The sequence below is a fragment of the Micromonospora sp. URMC 103 genome, assembly GCF_051386435.1.
GTDB lineage: Bacteria > Actinomycetota > Actinomycetes > Mycobacteriales > Micromonosporaceae > Micromonospora.
Window position 1 is genome coordinate 1 of sequence record NZ_JBPQTR010000003.1, and the last position, 15364, is coordinate 15364.

A 15364-nucleotide genomic window follows, 5' to 3' on the forward strand; every position below is an offset into this window, starting at 1 on the left:
GGCGGCCAGCTCGTCGAGGTCGTCGTTGCGAACTGGGGGGCAGCACTCGCCGTCGGGGGCGGGGCAGCCGTAGAAGCGCCGAGCCCGCAGGAGCGGTCGTTGCAGTGCTCGCCGGTGTCGTCGGAGGCGCAGATGGCGGGGTCGCAGATGCAGCAGGCGGGGATCATGCGGTCCTCCCGGAAGCGGAAGCGGAAGCGGGGCAGGTGCAGGCCGGCCCAGAGCTGCCGGCGGTGCCAGGCGATGGCCTTGGCCTTGAGCTGCGGGCAGGTGACGGCCGTCTGGGTGGCGCGCATCTGGTGGCGGTAGGCCCGCCAGCGGAGGTGCCATTTGCCGCCGTAGAAGCAGAGCGCCGACCAGGCGGTGAGGGCGAGGGCGATGAGGAGTTCCATCACGCACCTGCCCCATTCGCGATTTCCAGCAGCACGTCGGCGTGGCAGGGCTGGTCGAGCGGGCACCAGCAGGCGAGGTTCTTGCCGCGCAGGTACGTGCGGATCTCGGCGGCCTTGATCGGGCCGCACCAGTTCAGCCACGAGCGGTGGGCATCGACGAGCCACTGATGCGGGTTGGGGTGGTCGAGCGGCGCGTTCCGCAACCGGTAGGCGTTTCCCCACCGGCTGGGTCGGCCGACGTAGACGGTGTTCTCGGGCATCCGCCAGCCCTTGGTGCGCTGGCGCTGGATCCGCTTCGGCATCACGCGGCCCTCCCCTGCTGGCCGAACCAGATGGGCTGGTTGAGGGCGGCCTCCCACTCGGCGGTGAACGCTGCGCAGTCGCACTGCTCGCCGGCGAGGACGCCGCAGCCGCACGCCTTCTCGACGACGCGGGGGCCGGGGCGCTGGTCGCTGGTGCCGGGGCCGGTCTCAACCCCGCCGGCGGTGGGTGCGGGGGTCGCGCCGGGCCGGTTCAGGTGGTCGAGGAACGTCTCCAGCTCGATCGCGGCGGTCACAGCGCACCTGCCAGGTGCGCGCGGCGGACGGCCTGCCGGTACTCGAACTCCCGGTCGATGAGCCGGCGGGCCTCTGCGGCGTAGTGGCCGGTCTCGACGGCGTGCTCGGCGGCGAGCTTGGTGAGCTGCTCGTCGGACAGGAACGGCAGGTCGGCGGCGAGGTGGTCGAGGACGACGGCCTCGGCGGCGGCGGGGCTCACCGGTCCGCCCCGATCTCGCTCAGGTCGAGATCCGGCACGAACGCCTTCACCATGTCGGTGAGGTCGCGCACCCCCGCCTCGTAGGCGGCGGAGAACTCGGCCGGGAGGATCTCGAGGGCAACGAGCAGGTTGACCGCCTCGCGGACGGTCGTGGCCGGGTAGTCAGCCGACATGCCGCGGAAGTGGGGGGTGTCGCTGGTCTTGCGCCACACCTCGAAGCCGGCCTCGTTGGGGCGAACGGCGATGGTGGCGCCGTCTTCGTAGCGGGCGTTCTTGTAGCCGCGCCATCCGGCCTCGGTCCAGCCGTTCTCGTGGGCCCAGGCGGACACGGCGGCGAGGAGCTGGCGGTCGGTGGCGGTGCTGGCGGTGGTGTTCACGGGTACTGTGTCCCTTCGGTTGGCGGCGTCCCTGGGTCTTGGCGGATCGGGGGCGCCGCTGTTGTTGTCCGGGGCCCGGTCGGGCGCCGGGTGGTTCAGCGGTGCTGGCGCAGCTCGGCGAGGGCGTCGGCGAGGCGCTGCCGGTCGTGGTCGCGCCGTTCCTGCTCCGTCGCGGGCCGCAGCAGCATCTGCGTGGGCTCGGTCCGCGCGGCCGGCACGACCGCGGCGGTGAGCAGCAGTGCGAACAGCAAGGTGGGCGCGGCGGCGGCGGTGGCGGTCGCCACGAGGCGGCGGGTCGTGGTGTTCATGCCGCGTCGACCGCGGCGTGCTGGTCGATGAACTTGGCGATGTCGTCGCGGTGGACGAGCCGGCGGCGGCCGAGCTTGCGGCTTTGCAGCTCGCCGCTGGCGATGTACCGGGCCACCTGCCGCTCCGTGATTCCGCCGAGCAGGACGGCAACCTCGGGGATGGGGTAGAGCAGGCGGGACGGCACCGCGGCGTCCCCGCTCTCGGGGATCTGAGGGTTATCGTTCCCGAACATGGGGACAGACTACAACTGACTGCGATCCCCGAACAGGGGGATGGGTCATCTTTTTGGGCAACGTTCGGACACGAGAGACTGTCGTATCGTGTGACCCATGCCCGCCAGTTCAGCCATTGTCATCGACGAGCAGTCTCGTCCTACGCACCGTCGCCGAGTTCGGGAATCTGCCCGATCTCGGGCGGCCAGTCCCGAACTCGGGGCCTATCTTTCCCTCATGGCTTCCGTCGAGGCGCGTCGTGCTGCGTTCGGCCGGTTCGTGGCCAAAGCGCTCGAGGACGCCAAAGACCGGCGCATGAGCATCAAGGAGATCGAACGCCGGACAGGCGTCGGCTCCACCACCTTCTACCGCTGGCGCGACGGCGACTGGTCGAAAGACCCGCGGCCCAGCCAAGTCGACGCCTTCTGTGAAGGGCTCGACATCCCCAAGCGGGCCGCGTACCGGGCCCTCGGATGGGGCGCCGACGGCAAGCCCAGCGCCGAGCCGGTGGAGACGTTCCACCCGGAGCTGCGGGCCGTGCAGCGTGAGCTGATGGACCCGAACGTGTCTCAGTCGAAGAAGGAGTTCATCCTCGCCACGCTGCGGCACCTAACCGGATCGAACGGGAGCCGTCGGGCGTCGGGCCAGGACTGACTGTGCCGCGTCTGCCCTACCCCACCATCAAGCTCGGCGACGACGGTTGGTGGCACGCCTACGTCACCGTCGGCAGCAAACCGAACGGCCGCGCCGATCAGCGTCACGTCCGCCGCAAGACGAAGGACGAGGCGGTCGCCCGGGTCGACGAGCTGCTCGCGCAGCGGCGCACCGGTGCGGTCACCAAGGCCGGCCGGGCGCCGACCGTCCAGGCGTGGATGGAGGTGTACCTCGCCGACGTCGCGCCGCGGCGCTGCAACCCGGCGACGCTGTACGACTACCGGTCGAAGTGCCGCAACTGGATCTACCCGCACCTAGGGAAGACCAGGTTGGACAAGCTGAAGCCGGAGCAGCTCGACGCGATGTACCTGGCGATGGAGCGACAGGGCAAGGCGTCGTCGCACGCGTTGAAGGTGCACCGCATCATGACCCGCGCCCTCGAGGTGGCTCTGCGGCGCGGCATGGTGGCCCGGAACGTGGCGAAGCTGATCGACGCGCCGTCGGGGAGGTCGCCGAAGATGGCGTTCCTCACCGCCGAGCAGGCCGCGAAGGTGCTCGCCGCGGCGGCCGGACAGCGGAACTCTGCGCGCTGGTCTGTGGCTTTGGCGCTCGGGCTGCGGCAGGGTGAGGCGCTCGGGCTGCGGTGGTCGCACGTCGACCTTGAGGCCGGCTACATGGAGATCCCGAAGCAGTTGCGTCGGCGGATCTACGAGCACGGCTGCGGCGGCACCTGCGGGCGCAAGCGGGGAGCGGACTGCCCGCAACGGTCGGAGGGCGGGCTCCAGCTCGTCGACCCGAAGGGCAAGTCGGAGCGGACGTTGCCGATCCCGGCGCCGCTGGTGGCGAAGCTGCGGGTCCACAAGGTGCGGCAGGACGAGGAGCGGTCCGCCGCGGCGGAGTGGTGGCACGACGGCGACTTCGTGTTCGCGCAGAACGACGGACGGCCACTCGACCCGCGGCAGGACTACCAGGCATGGCGGGATCTGCTGAAGGAGGCCGGTGTGCCGCGGGTGCGGTTGCATGACGCGCGGCACACGGCGGCGACGCTGATGGTGGCGCAGGAAGTGAAGCTGGAAGTGGTCCAAGCGGTGCTGGGGCACACGGACATCCGCACGACGCAGGGGTACGCGAAGGTCGTCAACGAGCTGACGAAGGAAGCTACGGACCGTATGGGCCGGCTGCTGCTCGGCGAGGGGTAGACCGCCCCCAATTCCCCCGCGCTGTAGACACCTCTACTGCCGTGATGTAGAGTGGTCTACAGGCGAGCCGAGGAGGAACCCAAAATGGCCGAGCCCACCACCAGCACCATCATCCGCGCCGACCAGATCGAGCCCGGAATGACCGTCGCCGCCGTGTGGCCCGACGGCCAGCGTGGCCGTGCCCGCACCGTCACCGCCGTCGAGATCCTGCCCCACACCGGCCGGATCAAGATGGTGACCACCAGCCGCCGGCAGCCGAGCCCCTACGCGCCGGGCGATCTGTTCGAGCTGACCGAGACCGCCTGAGCCGAGAGGAACCCACCATGAGCACCGCACACCAGCAGATCAGCGAGCGCGGCCCCCGCTGGGCAGTCTCCGGAAGCGTTCGGCAGGGCGAGATCCGCGCCGAGTACGCCGACACCGCCGAGCGCGCGGAACAGATCCGCAAGGACTTCGAGGAGAACTGGGGCTACTACCAGGTCAGGGTTCACCCACCGGTCGGGTCGGTTGACCTCGCCAAGCTGGGTCGGGAACGCGCCGAGGCCAAGCGGGTGTTCGACGAGAAGACCGCGATCCTGCGCGCAGGGGTACTGCGCGCCCTTGAGGAGGGTCGCGCCGAGGCCGAGGTGGCCCGCACCGCCGGCGTGGACCGGATGACGGTCCGCAAGTGGGCCGGGAAGGGCTGACTCCACAGGGTTACCGGCTAGCCGAGCCCCGCGAGGGCTAGTACACCTCTCCGTACACTGTTGATCTCAGAGGGCACGAGAAAGGGCCCCTGGCTCCCGGGATGTTTCCCGAGGCCAGGGGCCCTTTCCGTTACCGAGCCGCCTGACGGAATCGAACCGTCGACCTACGCATTACGAGTGCGTCGCTCTAGCCGACTGAGCTAAGGCGGCAACGATCGTCAAGTGTACGGCACGCCCCACCGCCCGCCGAACCCGATACCCCCCCCCCGCGCTGCGGCGGCAAGCCGGACAACGGACACCAATACGTCGTTCGCCGGACAGCGGTCGCACGGGAGCGGTACTACGCTGCGGCGGTGACCGATGATCACCCCCGCCCCGAGGAGTCGGCCAGCCAGCCGAGCGACGGTCGGACCACCAGCGAGCCGGCCGGTGAGCGGGCGGCCCGCCGGCCACGGACCACGGATCCGCTGGAGCTGGGCTTCACCCCGCGCAAGCCGGTCCCGTGGCTCGCGCCGTTCCTGCTCATCAGCACCGGCATCCGTACGCTGCTCGCGATGCTCTTCGGGGCGTACCTCGACAAGCGGGAGCTGCAGAACTCCCTCGACTCCCGCATCGAGCGGCAGGTCGGCGCGGACGGTGGGCTCTGGCTGGACTACGTGGCGGACCTGGGTGACGGCTTCAACGCCACCTACTCGATCGCGTACCTGCTCGCGCAGCCGGAGCTGGAGGTGGACGGGCACCGCCTGCCGCGCGCGCAGACCCTCGTGATGGGCGGCGACCAGGTCTACCCGTCGGCGGGCTACGCGGCGTACGAGGACCGGTGCAAGGGGCCCTACCAGGCCGCGCTTCCGGTCACCCCGCCCGAGCGGCCCACCCTGTTCGCGGTCCCCGGCAACCACGACTGGTACGACGGTCTCACGGCGTTCCTGCGGCTCTTCGTCCGCACCCGGGACCGGCACTTCGGCGGCTGGGGCACCGGACAGTCCCGCTCGTACTTCGCCGTGGAGCTGCCGGCGGACTGGTGGCTGCTCGGCCTCGACGACCAGTCCGGGTCGTACCTGGACGATCCCCAGCTCACCTATTTCGACGCGGTGGCTCGCAAGCTGGGCCCGCAGAGCCGGGTGATCCTGGCCGTGCCGGCGCCCACGTGGGTCAAGGCCGTCGACCACCCCACGGCGTACGACTCGATCGACTACTTCATCCGTACGATCGTCGCGCCCACGGGGGCGCAGGTGCGGCTGCTGATCTCCGGCGACCTGCACCACTACGCCCGCTACGCCGGCCCCGACCGGCAGCTCATCACCTGCGGTGGTGGCGGCGCCTACCTCTATCCGACGCACAAGCTCCCGCAGCGGATCGAGGTGCCCCCGAAGGACACGCTCGCGCGGCGGGCCAGCCGCTCCCGCGCGTACGACCTGGTGGCGCGCTTCCCGGACGCGGCCCGCAGCCGGCGCTACGGCTGGGGCATCTTTCCCCGGCTGCCGCTGCGGAACCCGGGCTTCACCACGCTGCTCGGGACCCTGCACACCCTGCTGATGCTGTCGATGGCGGGCGTGGGAGCGAACCGGGCCGGCGGCACCGAGCAGCGGCTGTTCAGCGTTCCGCTGGTGCTCATGCTGGTGGTCACGCTGCTCGGCGCCGCGTTCTTCGCCAAGCCGCCGAGCGCCGGCGGCAAGCGGCACGCCCGGCACTGGATCCTCGGCGTGGCGCACGGTCTCGCGCACCTCGCGCTGGGCGCGGCCGGCACCTGGGTCTGGTTGCAGCTACCGTTCTACGACTGGCCGTGGCCGCTGCCGGCGGTCGCCGCCGCGGTGCTCTACGGCCCGGTGAGCGGGCTGGTGGCGAGCCAGTTGGTGGCGGCGTACCTGCTGGTGGCGGGCGCCTTCGGGGTGAACCTCAACGAGCTCTTCGCGGGCCAGGGGATCGAGGACTCGAAGTCGTTCCTGCGGATGCGGATCGACCCGGATGGCAGCCTCACCATCTACCCGATCAACCTGGACCGGGTGGCCCGTGACTGGCAGATCAACCCGGACCAGACGCCCACGGCGAGCTGGCTGACCCCGAAGACCCCCCTGACGCCCCACCTGACCGAACCCCCGATCCGCCTGACCTGACCCCGCCCACCACCCCGTTGATCATGAAGTTGTTGCCGCGACACGCCGCGGTGTGAGGCAATAACTTCATGATCGACGGCGCGGGGCATGTGCGGGCGCGCACGCGCGCGGAAGCGCAGCCCGGGGGCGCGGGAGGTCAGGCGTTGTAGTGCTTTTCGTGGGCCTGGCGGGGGGCGCAGACGGAGGCGCGGGAGCAGGAGCAGCGGCTGCCGTCGGCGTCCAGCCGGACCGTCACCGAGTCCCGTGGGACGCTGTGCCCGACCACCCGGCCGTCGCCCTCCGGCGTGGTCACTCGCGCCCCGACCGCAGGCGCCGACTCCTGGAAGCGCTGGTAGAGCGGGTGCTCGTACTTGAGGCAGCACATGAGCCGACCGCACGCCCCGGAGATGCGCAGCGGGTTGAGGGGCAGGTCCTGGTCCTTGGCCATCCGGATGGTCACCGGCTCGAAGTCGGTGAGGAACGTGGCGCAGCAGAGGTCGCGGCCGCACGAGCCGATGCCGCCCTGCACCCGGGCGGAGTCGCGGGCCGAGAGCTGGCGCAGCTCGACCCGGCAGTGGAGGGTGGCGCCGAGGTCGCGGACCAGCGAGCGGAAGTCCACGCGGTGCGGCGCGGTGAAGTAGACGGTCGTACGCTCGCCGCCGCCCTCGCCGGAGCCGAGCACGTGGTCGACGCCCACCACCTTCATGGGCAGGCCGTGCGCCCGGATGAGCCGCTTCGCGGCGACCTTCGCCTCGGCCTTGCGCCGGCGCAGGGCCTCGTCGCGGCGCAGATCGTCCTCGGCCGCCATGCCGGCCAGCCGGGGGAAGCCCTCGGTGTCCTCGGTGACCCACTGCGCGGCCCAGACGCACTCCGCCACCTCGGGCCCGTCGTCGGTGGGAACGAGCACCTTGTCGCCGACCTGCGGCCGAAGCTCACCGGGGTCGAGGTAGTAGAGGCGCCCGTACCGGTTGAAGCTGACCGCGCAGAGCATGCCCATCCCCCCACCCTACGCGGACCGGCGACCCCCGGCCCGTCGGGCGTCGCCGGACGACTACGCCGTGCAGCCATCCACAACGGTCGACTCGACCGACCCTGCGGCCAACCCGTCGTGCCGTTGATCCTCGCCCGGACGGCTGAATCCGGGCTCGCACGGGCGACAAACGGGCGCCGGGCGCGTTGAGTGGAGACCAGACCTGCGGGGGGTGCAGGGGGAAGGCCACGGCGTCGCCGCCGGTGCCCGGCTCGACCGGGCACCCGAGCGCGACGCCGTGGACTGTCCGGGGTCGTGTCACCAGCCGACGCGGGTGTTGGTGTCGTAGCGGGCGGGCCCGGCCGCCGCCGGTCGCCACGTCGACTCAACCAGGCTCGGCGCCCACTGCCGCACCAGCGTCTCCGCACCGTCGTACGCGACGGAGAGCGTCGCGAGCACCCGCGCCGCGATCTCGGCGGCCTCCACGCGCGGCCCGCCGGACGTCGGGCGGGACGCCGCCCCGGTCGGGATGGCCGTGGCCGCGACGACAGCCACGGCCTCGGCCGAGCGGAGCACGTCGGCGAGCGCCCGGGCCAGCGCGAGGCGGCTGCCCTCGACCCAGTCGGCGAGCGCGTCGGCGTAGCCGGCGGTCGACTCCAGCCGCCCGACCAGGCTCTCCGGCCCTTCGTCGAGGTGGTGCAGCAGCGCGGCGCGGGTCTGCCCGTACGCCTCGGCGGCCGGCCCGGCCCACAGCATCGGGTCGGCCAGCGCGGCGGACGCGTCGTCGTAGCCGCGCACCAGCCGGCGCACGTCGTGCCCGGCGCCGGCCAGCGGCTCGGGGCGCAGGTCGAGGAACGTGCGCACCGCCTCGCCGGGGAGCACCTGCATCCGGCGCAGCAGCGGCCAGACCCGGTGGCCCTCCGGGGCGCCGGCGGCGAGCAGCGTGTCGACCCGGCGCAGCAGGTCGAGGCCGGGCTCCGCGAGCCGGTCCAGCGCGTCCATCACGCCTCCCCGACGAGCCGCCGGCGCGCCGAGCGGTCCGCGTCGACGTAGCCGTCGGCGGCCTCGCGGACGGCCGTGGCGCCGGCGCTCAGGCGGACGGCGGCCGCGCGGGCCTCCCGGGACCGGTTGTCGGTGGCGGCCGTCCACTGCCGGTGCAGCGCCCGCCCGATCTCGCCGGGCCGCCCCGGCGCGTCGGCGCCGAACGCGGCCTGTGGCGGGTCGCTCGCGGTGACGGTGTGGGAGAGCGTGGTGAGGGTGGCGCTCGCCTCGTCGAGGCGGCGCGCGAGGGCGCGCAGGGCATCCATGTCAGGCTCCCGCGAGCGGCCGGTAGGCCGCGAAGGTCTCGTTGTGCAGCTTCTCCCGGGCCCACACGGCGGCGTCGGCCGCGGCGGTGACCGCCGCCTGCACCGAGCCGGCCACGTCGCGGGGATTGCGGGCGTGCAGCGGGCCGAGGAACCGCACGTCCGTGATGCGGCCGCCCGCGGTCACCACCACCTCGACCAGCCCGTCGGGCGAACGCACCGTGACCTCGACCGTCGACACCGCCTGGTCGAACTCGGCCTGGAGGGACTCGATTCGGCGGTAGCGCCGCACCGCCTCCTCGATCCAGGCCTCGTCGATCTCGCCGCGTGGCATCGGCGACCCCTCCCCGGGCTGATCCTCACTGAGCGTGGCGTCACCGTCACCACCGCAACCCGGACCGTACCCCATGGGAATCGCGGCTGTCGATGCCCTGTGGACGAGCGCGTCCGGCGGCGCCGGACCGTCTCCGAACAGCGAAGCGGCGTCAGCCCCGCCAGAGGGTGAGCATCATCGACTCGACCGCGATGCGCGGCTTCACGTTCGCCTCGATGGCCGCCCGGCAGGCGAGCACCGCCTCCAGGCGGCGCAGCGCCCCCTCGGCGTCCCACTTCTGCGCTCCGGCGTTCGCCAGCGCCGCGGTGTCGGTGTGCACGGGCTCGACGGGGGCGCGCAGCGCCATGACGAGGGCGTCCCGGTAGAAGCCCGCGAGGTCGACGAGCGCCCGGTCCAGGGCGTCTCGCTGCGCCCGGGTGGCCCGCGACTTCTGCCGCTTCTCGAGATCCTTGAGCTGCCCGGCGGCCCCCCGGATGGCGCCCGCGGCGCCCCGGCCCGTGCCGCCCGCCCCGAGCGCCGTCTCCAGTGCCGCCCGCTCGGCGGCGTCGGCCTCCGCCACCGACGCCTCGGCCTCCGCCTCGGCCGCCTCGATGAGCGCGGACGCCGCGTCGAACGCCGCGCCCACACCGGTGAGCCGGCGCGGCACGGCGAGCACGGCCTCCCGCCGCTTGCGGGCCTCCGGGTCGCGGGCCAGCCGCCGGGCCCGGCCGACGTGCCCCTGCGCGGCCGCGGCGGCCCACTGCGCCACGTCGGGGGCGATGCCGTCCCGGCGGACCAGCACCTCGGCCACCGCGGCGGCCGGCGGCTGCCGCAGCGGTACGACCCGGCAGCGCGAGCGGATCGTCACCGAGACGTCGTCCGGGTGGGTGGACGGGGCGCAGAGCAGGAAGACCGTACGCGGTGGAGGCTCCTCGATCGCCTTGAGCAGCGCGTTGCCGGCGGCTTCGGTGAGGCGGTCGGCGTCCTCGATGATCACCACCTGCCACCGCCCGCCGGACGGGGTGCTGGCGGCGCGCAGGACGAGCGCCCGCATCTCGCCGACGCCGATGGAGAGCCCCTCCGGCACGACGAGCCGGACGTCGGCGTGGGTGCCCGCCATGGTCGTGTGGCAGCCCGGGCACTCGCCGCAGCCCGTCCCGTACGCGCACTGGAGGGCAGCCGCGAAGGCGCGCGCCGCCACCGAACGCCCGGACCCGGGCGGGCCTGTGAAGATCCACGCGTGGGTCATGCCGGCCCCCGGGTCGCCACCCGGGGTGCCGTCCGCGTCTCCGGGCTCACCGTCGCCGGCCGCGGCACCCGGGCCGGCCGGGGTGAGGGCGAGGGCCCGCTCCCCGGCCGTGTGCCGCAGCACGGCGGACGCGGCGGCGGCGGCCCGGCGCAGCGTGGCGACCGCCTCGTCCTGGCCGACGAGGTCGGCGAAGACGTCGGGCATCAGGTCCGCTGCTCCATCGTCACCAGCTCCGCTTCGGATAACTCCGGCTGCACCGAGGTGTCCGGGCCCTGCGCCGGCCGCGGGTGCACGATGCCGGCCGGGTTGCCCAGCATCTCGTCGATGCGGCGGGCCACCAGCCGGGTGATCTCCTCGGCCGGCCGGGCGGCGTCGAGCACGAGGTAGCGCTTCGGGTCGGCGGCGGCGAGGTCGAGGAAGGCGTACCGGACCCGCTCGTGGAACGCGATCGACTCGGCCTCCAGTCGGTCGGCCGCCTGGTTGCGGGACGCGACGCGGGACAGGCCGGTGCGCGGGTCGACGTCGAGCAGCACCACGAGGTCCGGCTTGAGCCCTCCGGTGGCCCAGGAGGAGAGCCAGGAGACCTCGTCGACCGGGAGCGTACGCCCGGCGCCCTGGTAGGCCAGGGAGGAGTCGACGTACCGGTCGCTGATCACCACCCCGCCACGGGCCAGCGCCGGCCGCACCACGGTCGCCACGTGGTGGGCACGGTCGGCGGCGTAGAGCAGCGCCTCGGCCCGGGGTGACGGCGCCTCGCCCTCGTCGGTGCCCAGCACCAGCGACCGGATCCGCTCGCCCACGGCGGTGGCGCCCGGCTCCCGGGTCACCACCACGTCCCGCCCCTGGCCGCGCAGCCGCTCGGCGAGGAGCGCGAGCTGGGTGGACTTGCCGGCGCCCTCGCCGCCCTCGAAGACCACGAAGAGGCCGTTGGACACGAACGGCTCGGCCGGCATCAGCGGGCGACCCCGGATCGAGCCCCAGAGGTCGGCCAGGACCGGCACGCCCTTCTTGTCGTCCATCTGCCCGAACGCGCTGATCCCCGCGAAGATGCCGGCCGCGCCGGCGGCGAGGAGCAGCAGGCGGGTCGACGAGATGGACACGCCGAGGTCGGCGATCTCCAGCTTGCGGGAGCCGCCGACGCCGGCGAGCAGGCTGCTCAGCGCGATGGCGAGGATGAGCACGAGCCGGGTGCCGATCTGCACCACGGCGAACACTCGGCCCCGCACCTCGTCGGCGATCTCCCCGCCGAGCAGGGTGGTGCCGGCCAGGAAGGCCATTCCGGCGCCCGCGCCCACGAGGACCGCGCCGACGATCGCCATCGACAGGTGGATGGCGAAGGCGAGGGTCATCACGGCGGCGCTGGCCAGCACGATGCTCATGCCGAACCAGCGTCGCCGGGACATCTCCTTGACGATCATCGGGCCGAGGCCGATGCCGATCGCCAGGCCGATGAAGATGGCGGCGAAGAGCAGGAAGAAGGCGGCGTCGCCGGCGCCGAGCGAGTTGGCGAAGAACCGGGCGGTGCCGATCACGATGCCGCCGCCCGCGAAGGCGCCGAAGATGCCGAGCACCAGACCGCGGACCAGCGGCGTGTGGGAGATGAACCGCCAGCCCTCGACGAACTGCCGGGTCATGCTCTGCCCGGCGCTCTCGTGCTCGGTGCCACGCGCCTGGCTGATCTCCTTGATCCCGAACGCCACCACCACGGCGGTGGCCAGCCGGGAGAGGGAGTTGAACCAGAGCGCCAGTTGGGCGGGCTCGGCCCAGGCAGGAACCTCGCCGCCGGTCACTCCCCGGACGCTGCGGTCCAGCCCCGCGATGGCCAGCGCGGCGAACACCGGCGTGAGGCCGTACGTGGTGATCAGGGTGAGCTGGTTGGCGGTCTCCAGCCGGGCCCGCGGGATGAGGTTGGGGACCGCGGCCTCCTTGGCCGGGATCCAGAGCAGGGTGATCGACTCGATGAGGAAGGTGGCGACCGCCGCCCAGGTGACCACGAGGCCGCCGCTGGCGCCGGTGAGGGCGTACAGCGGGATCGACGCGAACAGCACGAAGCGCAGCAGGTCGCAGATGACCATCGTCCAGCGCCGGTCGAACCGGTCGGCCAGGACTCCGGCGATCGGGCCGAGCACCAGCGCCGGCAGCAGCCGTACGGCGATCACGCCACCGAACGCGGCGCCCTTCGCGGTGCTGCCCTGCACCTGGGCGGCCGCGAAGACGGACGTGGCGAGCAGGCCGAGCCAGTCACCGAACGAGGCGGCGCCGAGCACGATCCAGAGCCGGCGGAACGGCCGGATGCGCAGCACGGAACGGATGGCGCTGTAGCCGGAGCGGTCGGTCTGGGGCGTGCCGGCCGGCTTGCCCGCGGCGCTGCCGATCTGCCCCGCGGCGCTGCCGATCGGGGCCGCGGGGTTGCCCGTCCGGTCCGCGGGGCGGCCGGACTCGCCGCCGGACGGCGACACGCCGGGCGACTCGCCGTTGTTCTGGCTTTCGATGGCCGTACCTCCACGTGCCGGCCCATCGCTGGGCATTCCCGGTGGAACACTCTAGACCCGGTGGGCAGCCGTCCCACCCCTGACATTGTCCTGCTCGCCGAGCCTAGGCCGCCGGGGCCACCCGCAACACCCGGGTAGACGCGAGGGGATTTCGCATCGATCGTCGGACGGTTAGCGTGCACACCGTGGCCACCGAACGCGACAAACTTCGCGACCGCCTGGACCGGGCGACCGCCCACCTCGACCCCCCGTACGCCGTGGTCGACCTGACCGCCTTCGACGCCAACGCCATCGCGCTGGCCGGTCGGGCCGACGGCAAGCCGCTCCGGCTCGCCAGCAAGTCCGTACGCAGCCGGGAGCTGATCAGCCGGGCGTTGCGCCGGCCGGGCTGGGCCGGCGTGATGGCCTTCACGCTGCCCGAGGCGATCTTCCTGGTCCGGGCCGGGGTGACCGAGGACGTGCTGGTGGCGTACCCGACGGCCGACCGCGCCGCCCTGGCCGAGCTCGCCGCCGATCCGGCGCTCGCCGCGGCGGTCACGCTGATGGTCGACGGCACCGACCAGCTCGACCTCGTCGACGCCGTACGCGCCCCCGGGCAGCGGCCCGAGCTTCGGGTCTGCCTCGACCTGGACGCCTCCTGGCGGCCGCTCGGCGGGCGGGTGCACGTCGGCGTGCGCCGCTCACCCGTGCACAGCGCCGCGGCGGCCGGCGCGCTCGCCTCCACCATCGCCGGGCGCGCCGGGTTCCGGCTGGTGGGCATCATGGCGTACGAGGCGCAGATCGCCGGTCTCGGCGACGCGCCGCCCGGCAAGGTGGTGCTCGGTGGTGCGATCCGCATCGCCCAGCGGGGCTCGTACCGTGAACTGCTGGCCCGGCGGGCGGCGGTGGTCGCGGCCGTCCGCGACCACGCCGACCTGGAGTTCGTCAACGGCGGCGGCACCGGCAGCGTGGCCGCCACCAGCGCCGATCCCGCGGTCACCGAGGTCACCGCGGGATCGGGCCTGTACGGTCCGACGCTCTTCGACGCGTACCGCGCCTGGCGCCCCACCCCGGCGGCCTACTTCGCCTGCGCGGTGGTCCGCCGGCCCGGCCCCGAGCTGGCCACCGTGCTCGGCGGCGGCTGGATCGCCTCCGGTCAGGCCGGGGCCAGCCGGCTGCCCCGGCCGGTCCTGCCGGCCGGGCTGAGGCTGCTCGGGTCCGAGGGCGCGGGCGAGGTGCAGACCCCGCTCGCCGGCGCGGCGGCCGCCACCCTCCGGGTCGGTGACCGCGTGTGGTTCCGGCACGCCAAGGCCGGCGAGCTGTGCGAGCACGTCAACGAGCTGCACCTGGTCGAGGGGGACGTGGTCGTGGCCACGGTGCCCACCTATCGCGGCGAGGGCCACGCCTTCCTCTGACCCGCGGCGGCGTACCCGTCGACCGGCGCACCTCCGGTCGGCGTCCCCGGCCGGCACCCGCGGCCCGCGCGTCCGGCCGGCGCACCCCGGCCCGCACGTCGTCCGCACCGTGGGCCCGGCCGCACCGGGCCCTTCCGTCGACCGCACCGTCGCCCGGCGCACCCCGGGCGTCCTGCCGCCGCCGTCCCCGCACCCAGGGCGGCGGCCCTGCTCAGCTGGCCTTCGCGGTGTCCGCCGTGGCGTTCACCTGACGGTGCAGGTACTCCCGGATGAGCGCCTTCGCCTCGGCCAGCACGCGCTCGTCGCCCTCCTGCCGCCGGCGGAACGCCAGCTTGATGAGGGCGTCGGCGGTCTCCACGGCGACCTCCAGGTGGAAGCGGAGCTCGGGGACGCCGGTCAGCCCGAAACGCTCGGTGAGCACCCGGGCGAGCTGGTCCGCGATGACCCCGTTGTTGTCCCGCTGCTCGTCGAGCAGGTGCAGGTCGACCACGTCGCCGAAGTGCAGGGTACGGAAGCCCGGGGTGGTGCGGTGCATCGAGATGTACTCGTCGATGGCCGCGTCGACGCCGTCCCACCAGTGGCTCAGGTCGTCCGACGCGAACCGCTCGTCGAGCCGCTGGAGATAGGACTCCATCGTGCGCAGCGTCAACGCCTGGACGATCGCACGCTTGTCGGGAAAGAACTGGTAGACCGACCCGATGGCGACCTCGGCACGTTCGGCGAGCAAGGTCGTGGTCAGACCCTCGTACCCCACCTCGTCAACGAGTTCGGCGCAGGCGTCCAGCATCCGCTGGACACGCGCGACACTTCGACCCTGCACCGGCACCCGGCGCAGCGGCCCGGTCGTGGCGGCTGGTGTGGACACTCAGCGCCACCCCCCTTCAACGGATGAACATATCTGCACGTCACTGTTCGTGACTACCGGTACAACGAACGGGACTCAATTGCGGTATTTACCTCGCACAAC

20 protein-coding genes and 1 tRNA gene are annotated in these 15364 nt (G+C 73.1%); 6 read left to right on the forward strand and 15 right to left on the reverse strand.

Annotated elements, in window-relative coordinates; genetic code table 11:
• The 7 genes from ACSNOA_RS00360 to ACSNOA_RS00390 form a co-directional block, all read right to left on the reverse strand.
• A partial coding sequence (locus ACSNOA_RS00360) for a hypothetical protein (RefSeq protein ID WP_436655042.1) occupies positions 1-389 on the reverse strand: 389 nt, incomplete at its 3' end.
• Complete coding sequence (locus ACSNOA_RS00365) at positions 389-691, reverse strand: DUF4326 domain-containing protein (protein ID WP_436655044.1); 303 nt, start codon at positions 689-691, stop codon at positions 389-391. The genes ACSNOA_RS00360 and ACSNOA_RS00365, both read right to left, overlap by 1 nt.
• Positions 691-945 carry a hypothetical protein gene (locus tag ACSNOA_RS00370; protein WP_436654925.1) on the reverse strand — a complete coding sequence of 85 codons (255 nt, stop codon included), beginning with the start codon at positions 943-945 and terminating at the stop codon, positions 691-693. The genes ACSNOA_RS00365 and ACSNOA_RS00370 overlap by 1 nt, the downstream gene beginning before the upstream one ends.
• Positions 942-1145: a hypothetical protein gene (locus tag ACSNOA_RS00375; protein WP_436654923.1), complete on the reverse strand. Its 204-nt coding sequence runs from the start codon at positions 1143-1145 to the stop codon at positions 942-944. Before ACSNOA_RS00375 ends, ACSNOA_RS00370 begins: the two co-directional genes overlap by 4 nt.
• Positions 1142-1522, reverse strand: a complete 381-nt coding sequence (locus tag ACSNOA_RS00380) for a hypothetical protein (RefSeq protein WP_436654921.1) — start codon at positions 1520-1522, stop codon at positions 1142-1144. Before ACSNOA_RS00380 ends, ACSNOA_RS00375 begins: the two co-directional genes overlap by 4 nt.
• Positions 1523-1617: 95 nt before the next feature.
• Positions 1618-1830 (reverse strand): hypothetical protein, encoded by a 213-nt coding sequence (locus ACSNOA_RS00385; protein ID WP_436654919.1) that lies wholly within the window; start codon positions 1828-1830, stop codon positions 1618-1620.
• Complete coding sequence (locus ACSNOA_RS00390) at positions 1827-2063, reverse strand: helix-turn-helix domain-containing protein (RefSeq protein WP_436654917.1); 237 nt, start codon at positions 2061-2063, stop codon at positions 1827-1829. Before ACSNOA_RS00390 ends, ACSNOA_RS00385 begins: the two co-directional genes overlap by 4 nt.
• Before the next feature lie 217 nt (positions 2064-2280).
• Between ACSNOA_RS00390 and ACSNOA_RS00395 the strand changes: the two genes are divergently transcribed.
• From ACSNOA_RS00395 to ACSNOA_RS00410, 4 genes are all read left to right on the forward strand, one after another.
• Complete coding sequence (locus ACSNOA_RS00395; RefSeq protein WP_436654915.1) at positions 2281-2697, forward strand: helix-turn-helix domain-containing protein; 417 nt, start codon at positions 2281-2283, stop codon at positions 2695-2697.
• Positions 2698-2699: 2 nt separating this feature from the next.
• A complete protein-coding gene (locus tag ACSNOA_RS00400) occupies positions 2700-3896 on the forward strand; it encodes a tyrosine-type recombinase/integrase (protein WP_436654913.1) in 1197 nt (398 codons plus the stop codon).
• Between the two features lie 84 nt (positions 3897-3980).
• Complete coding sequence (locus tag ACSNOA_RS00405) at positions 3981-4202, forward strand: hypothetical protein (RefSeq protein WP_436654911.1); 222 nt, start codon at positions 3981-3983, stop codon at positions 4200-4202.
• Between the two features lie 17 nt (positions 4203-4219).
• Complete coding sequence (locus tag ACSNOA_RS00410; protein WP_436654909.1) at positions 4220-4582, forward strand: hypothetical protein; 363 nt, start codon at positions 4220-4222, stop codon at positions 4580-4582.
• Positions 4583-4718: 136 nt separating this feature from the next.
• On the opposite strand, the gene ACSNOA_RS00415 is transcribed toward ACSNOA_RS00410, so the two are convergent.
• Positions 4719-4792, reverse strand: a tRNA-Thr gene (locus ACSNOA_RS00415).
• Between the two features lie 143 nt (positions 4793-4935).
• Here ACSNOA_RS00415 and ACSNOA_RS00420 point away from each other — a divergent pair.
• Complete coding sequence (locus ACSNOA_RS00420) at positions 4936-6696, forward strand: metallophosphoesterase family protein (protein WP_436655046.1); 1761 nt, start codon at positions 4936-4938, stop codon at positions 6694-6696.
• A 136-nt stretch (positions 6697-6832) separates the two neighbouring features.
• Here ACSNOA_RS00420 and ACSNOA_RS00425 read toward each other — a convergent pair whose 3' ends face one another.
• The 6 genes from ACSNOA_RS00425 to tmk form a co-directional block, all read right to left on the reverse strand.
• Complete coding sequence (locus tag ACSNOA_RS00425; protein ID WP_436655048.1) at positions 6833-7672, reverse strand: PSP1 domain-containing protein; 840 nt, start codon at positions 7670-7672, stop codon at positions 6833-6835.
• Positions 7673-7963: 291 nt separating this feature from the next.
• Positions 7964-8647 (reverse strand): hypothetical protein, encoded by a 684-nt coding sequence (locus ACSNOA_RS00430; protein ID WP_436655050.1) that lies wholly within the window; start codon positions 8645-8647, stop codon positions 7964-7966.
• Positions 8647-8952, reverse strand: a complete 306-nt coding sequence (locus ACSNOA_RS00435) for a hypothetical protein (RefSeq protein ID WP_436655052.1) — start codon at positions 8950-8952, stop codon at positions 8647-8649. Before ACSNOA_RS00435 ends, ACSNOA_RS00430 begins: the two co-directional genes overlap by 1 nt.
• Before the next feature lies 1 nt (position 8953).
• On the reverse strand, positions 8954-9283 hold the full coding sequence (locus ACSNOA_RS00440) for a YbaB/EbfC family nucleoid-associated protein (RefSeq protein WP_436655054.1): 330 nt from the start codon (positions 9281-9283) through the stop codon (positions 8954-8956).
• Positions 9284-9434: 151 nt separating this feature from the next.
• Entirely contained in the window at positions 9435-10715 is a 1281-nt protein-coding gene (locus tag ACSNOA_RS00445) for a DNA polymerase III subunit delta' (RefSeq protein WP_436655056.1), read from the reverse strand.
• Positions 10715-12778, reverse strand: coding sequence for a dTMP kinase (gene tmk, locus ACSNOA_RS00450; RefSeq protein WP_436656152.1), 2064 nt, complete (start codon positions 12776-12778; stop codon positions 10715-10717). The genes ACSNOA_RS00445 and tmk overlap by 1 nt, the downstream gene beginning before the upstream one ends.
• Before the next feature lie 410 nt (positions 12779-13188).
• Between tmk and ACSNOA_RS00455 the strand changes: the two genes are divergently transcribed.
• Positions 13189-14397, forward strand: coding sequence for an amino acid deaminase/aldolase (locus tag ACSNOA_RS00455; RefSeq protein ID WP_436655058.1), 1209 nt, complete (start codon positions 13189-13191; stop codon positions 14395-14397).
• Positions 14398-14608: 211 nt separating this feature from the next.
• On the opposite strand, the gene ACSNOA_RS00460 is transcribed toward ACSNOA_RS00455, so the two are convergent.
• Positions 14609-15184, reverse strand: a complete 576-nt coding sequence (locus ACSNOA_RS00460; RefSeq protein WP_436656154.1) for a TetR family transcriptional regulator — start codon at positions 15182-15184, stop codon at positions 14609-14611.
• Between the last annotated feature and the right edge of the window lie 180 nt (positions 15185-15364).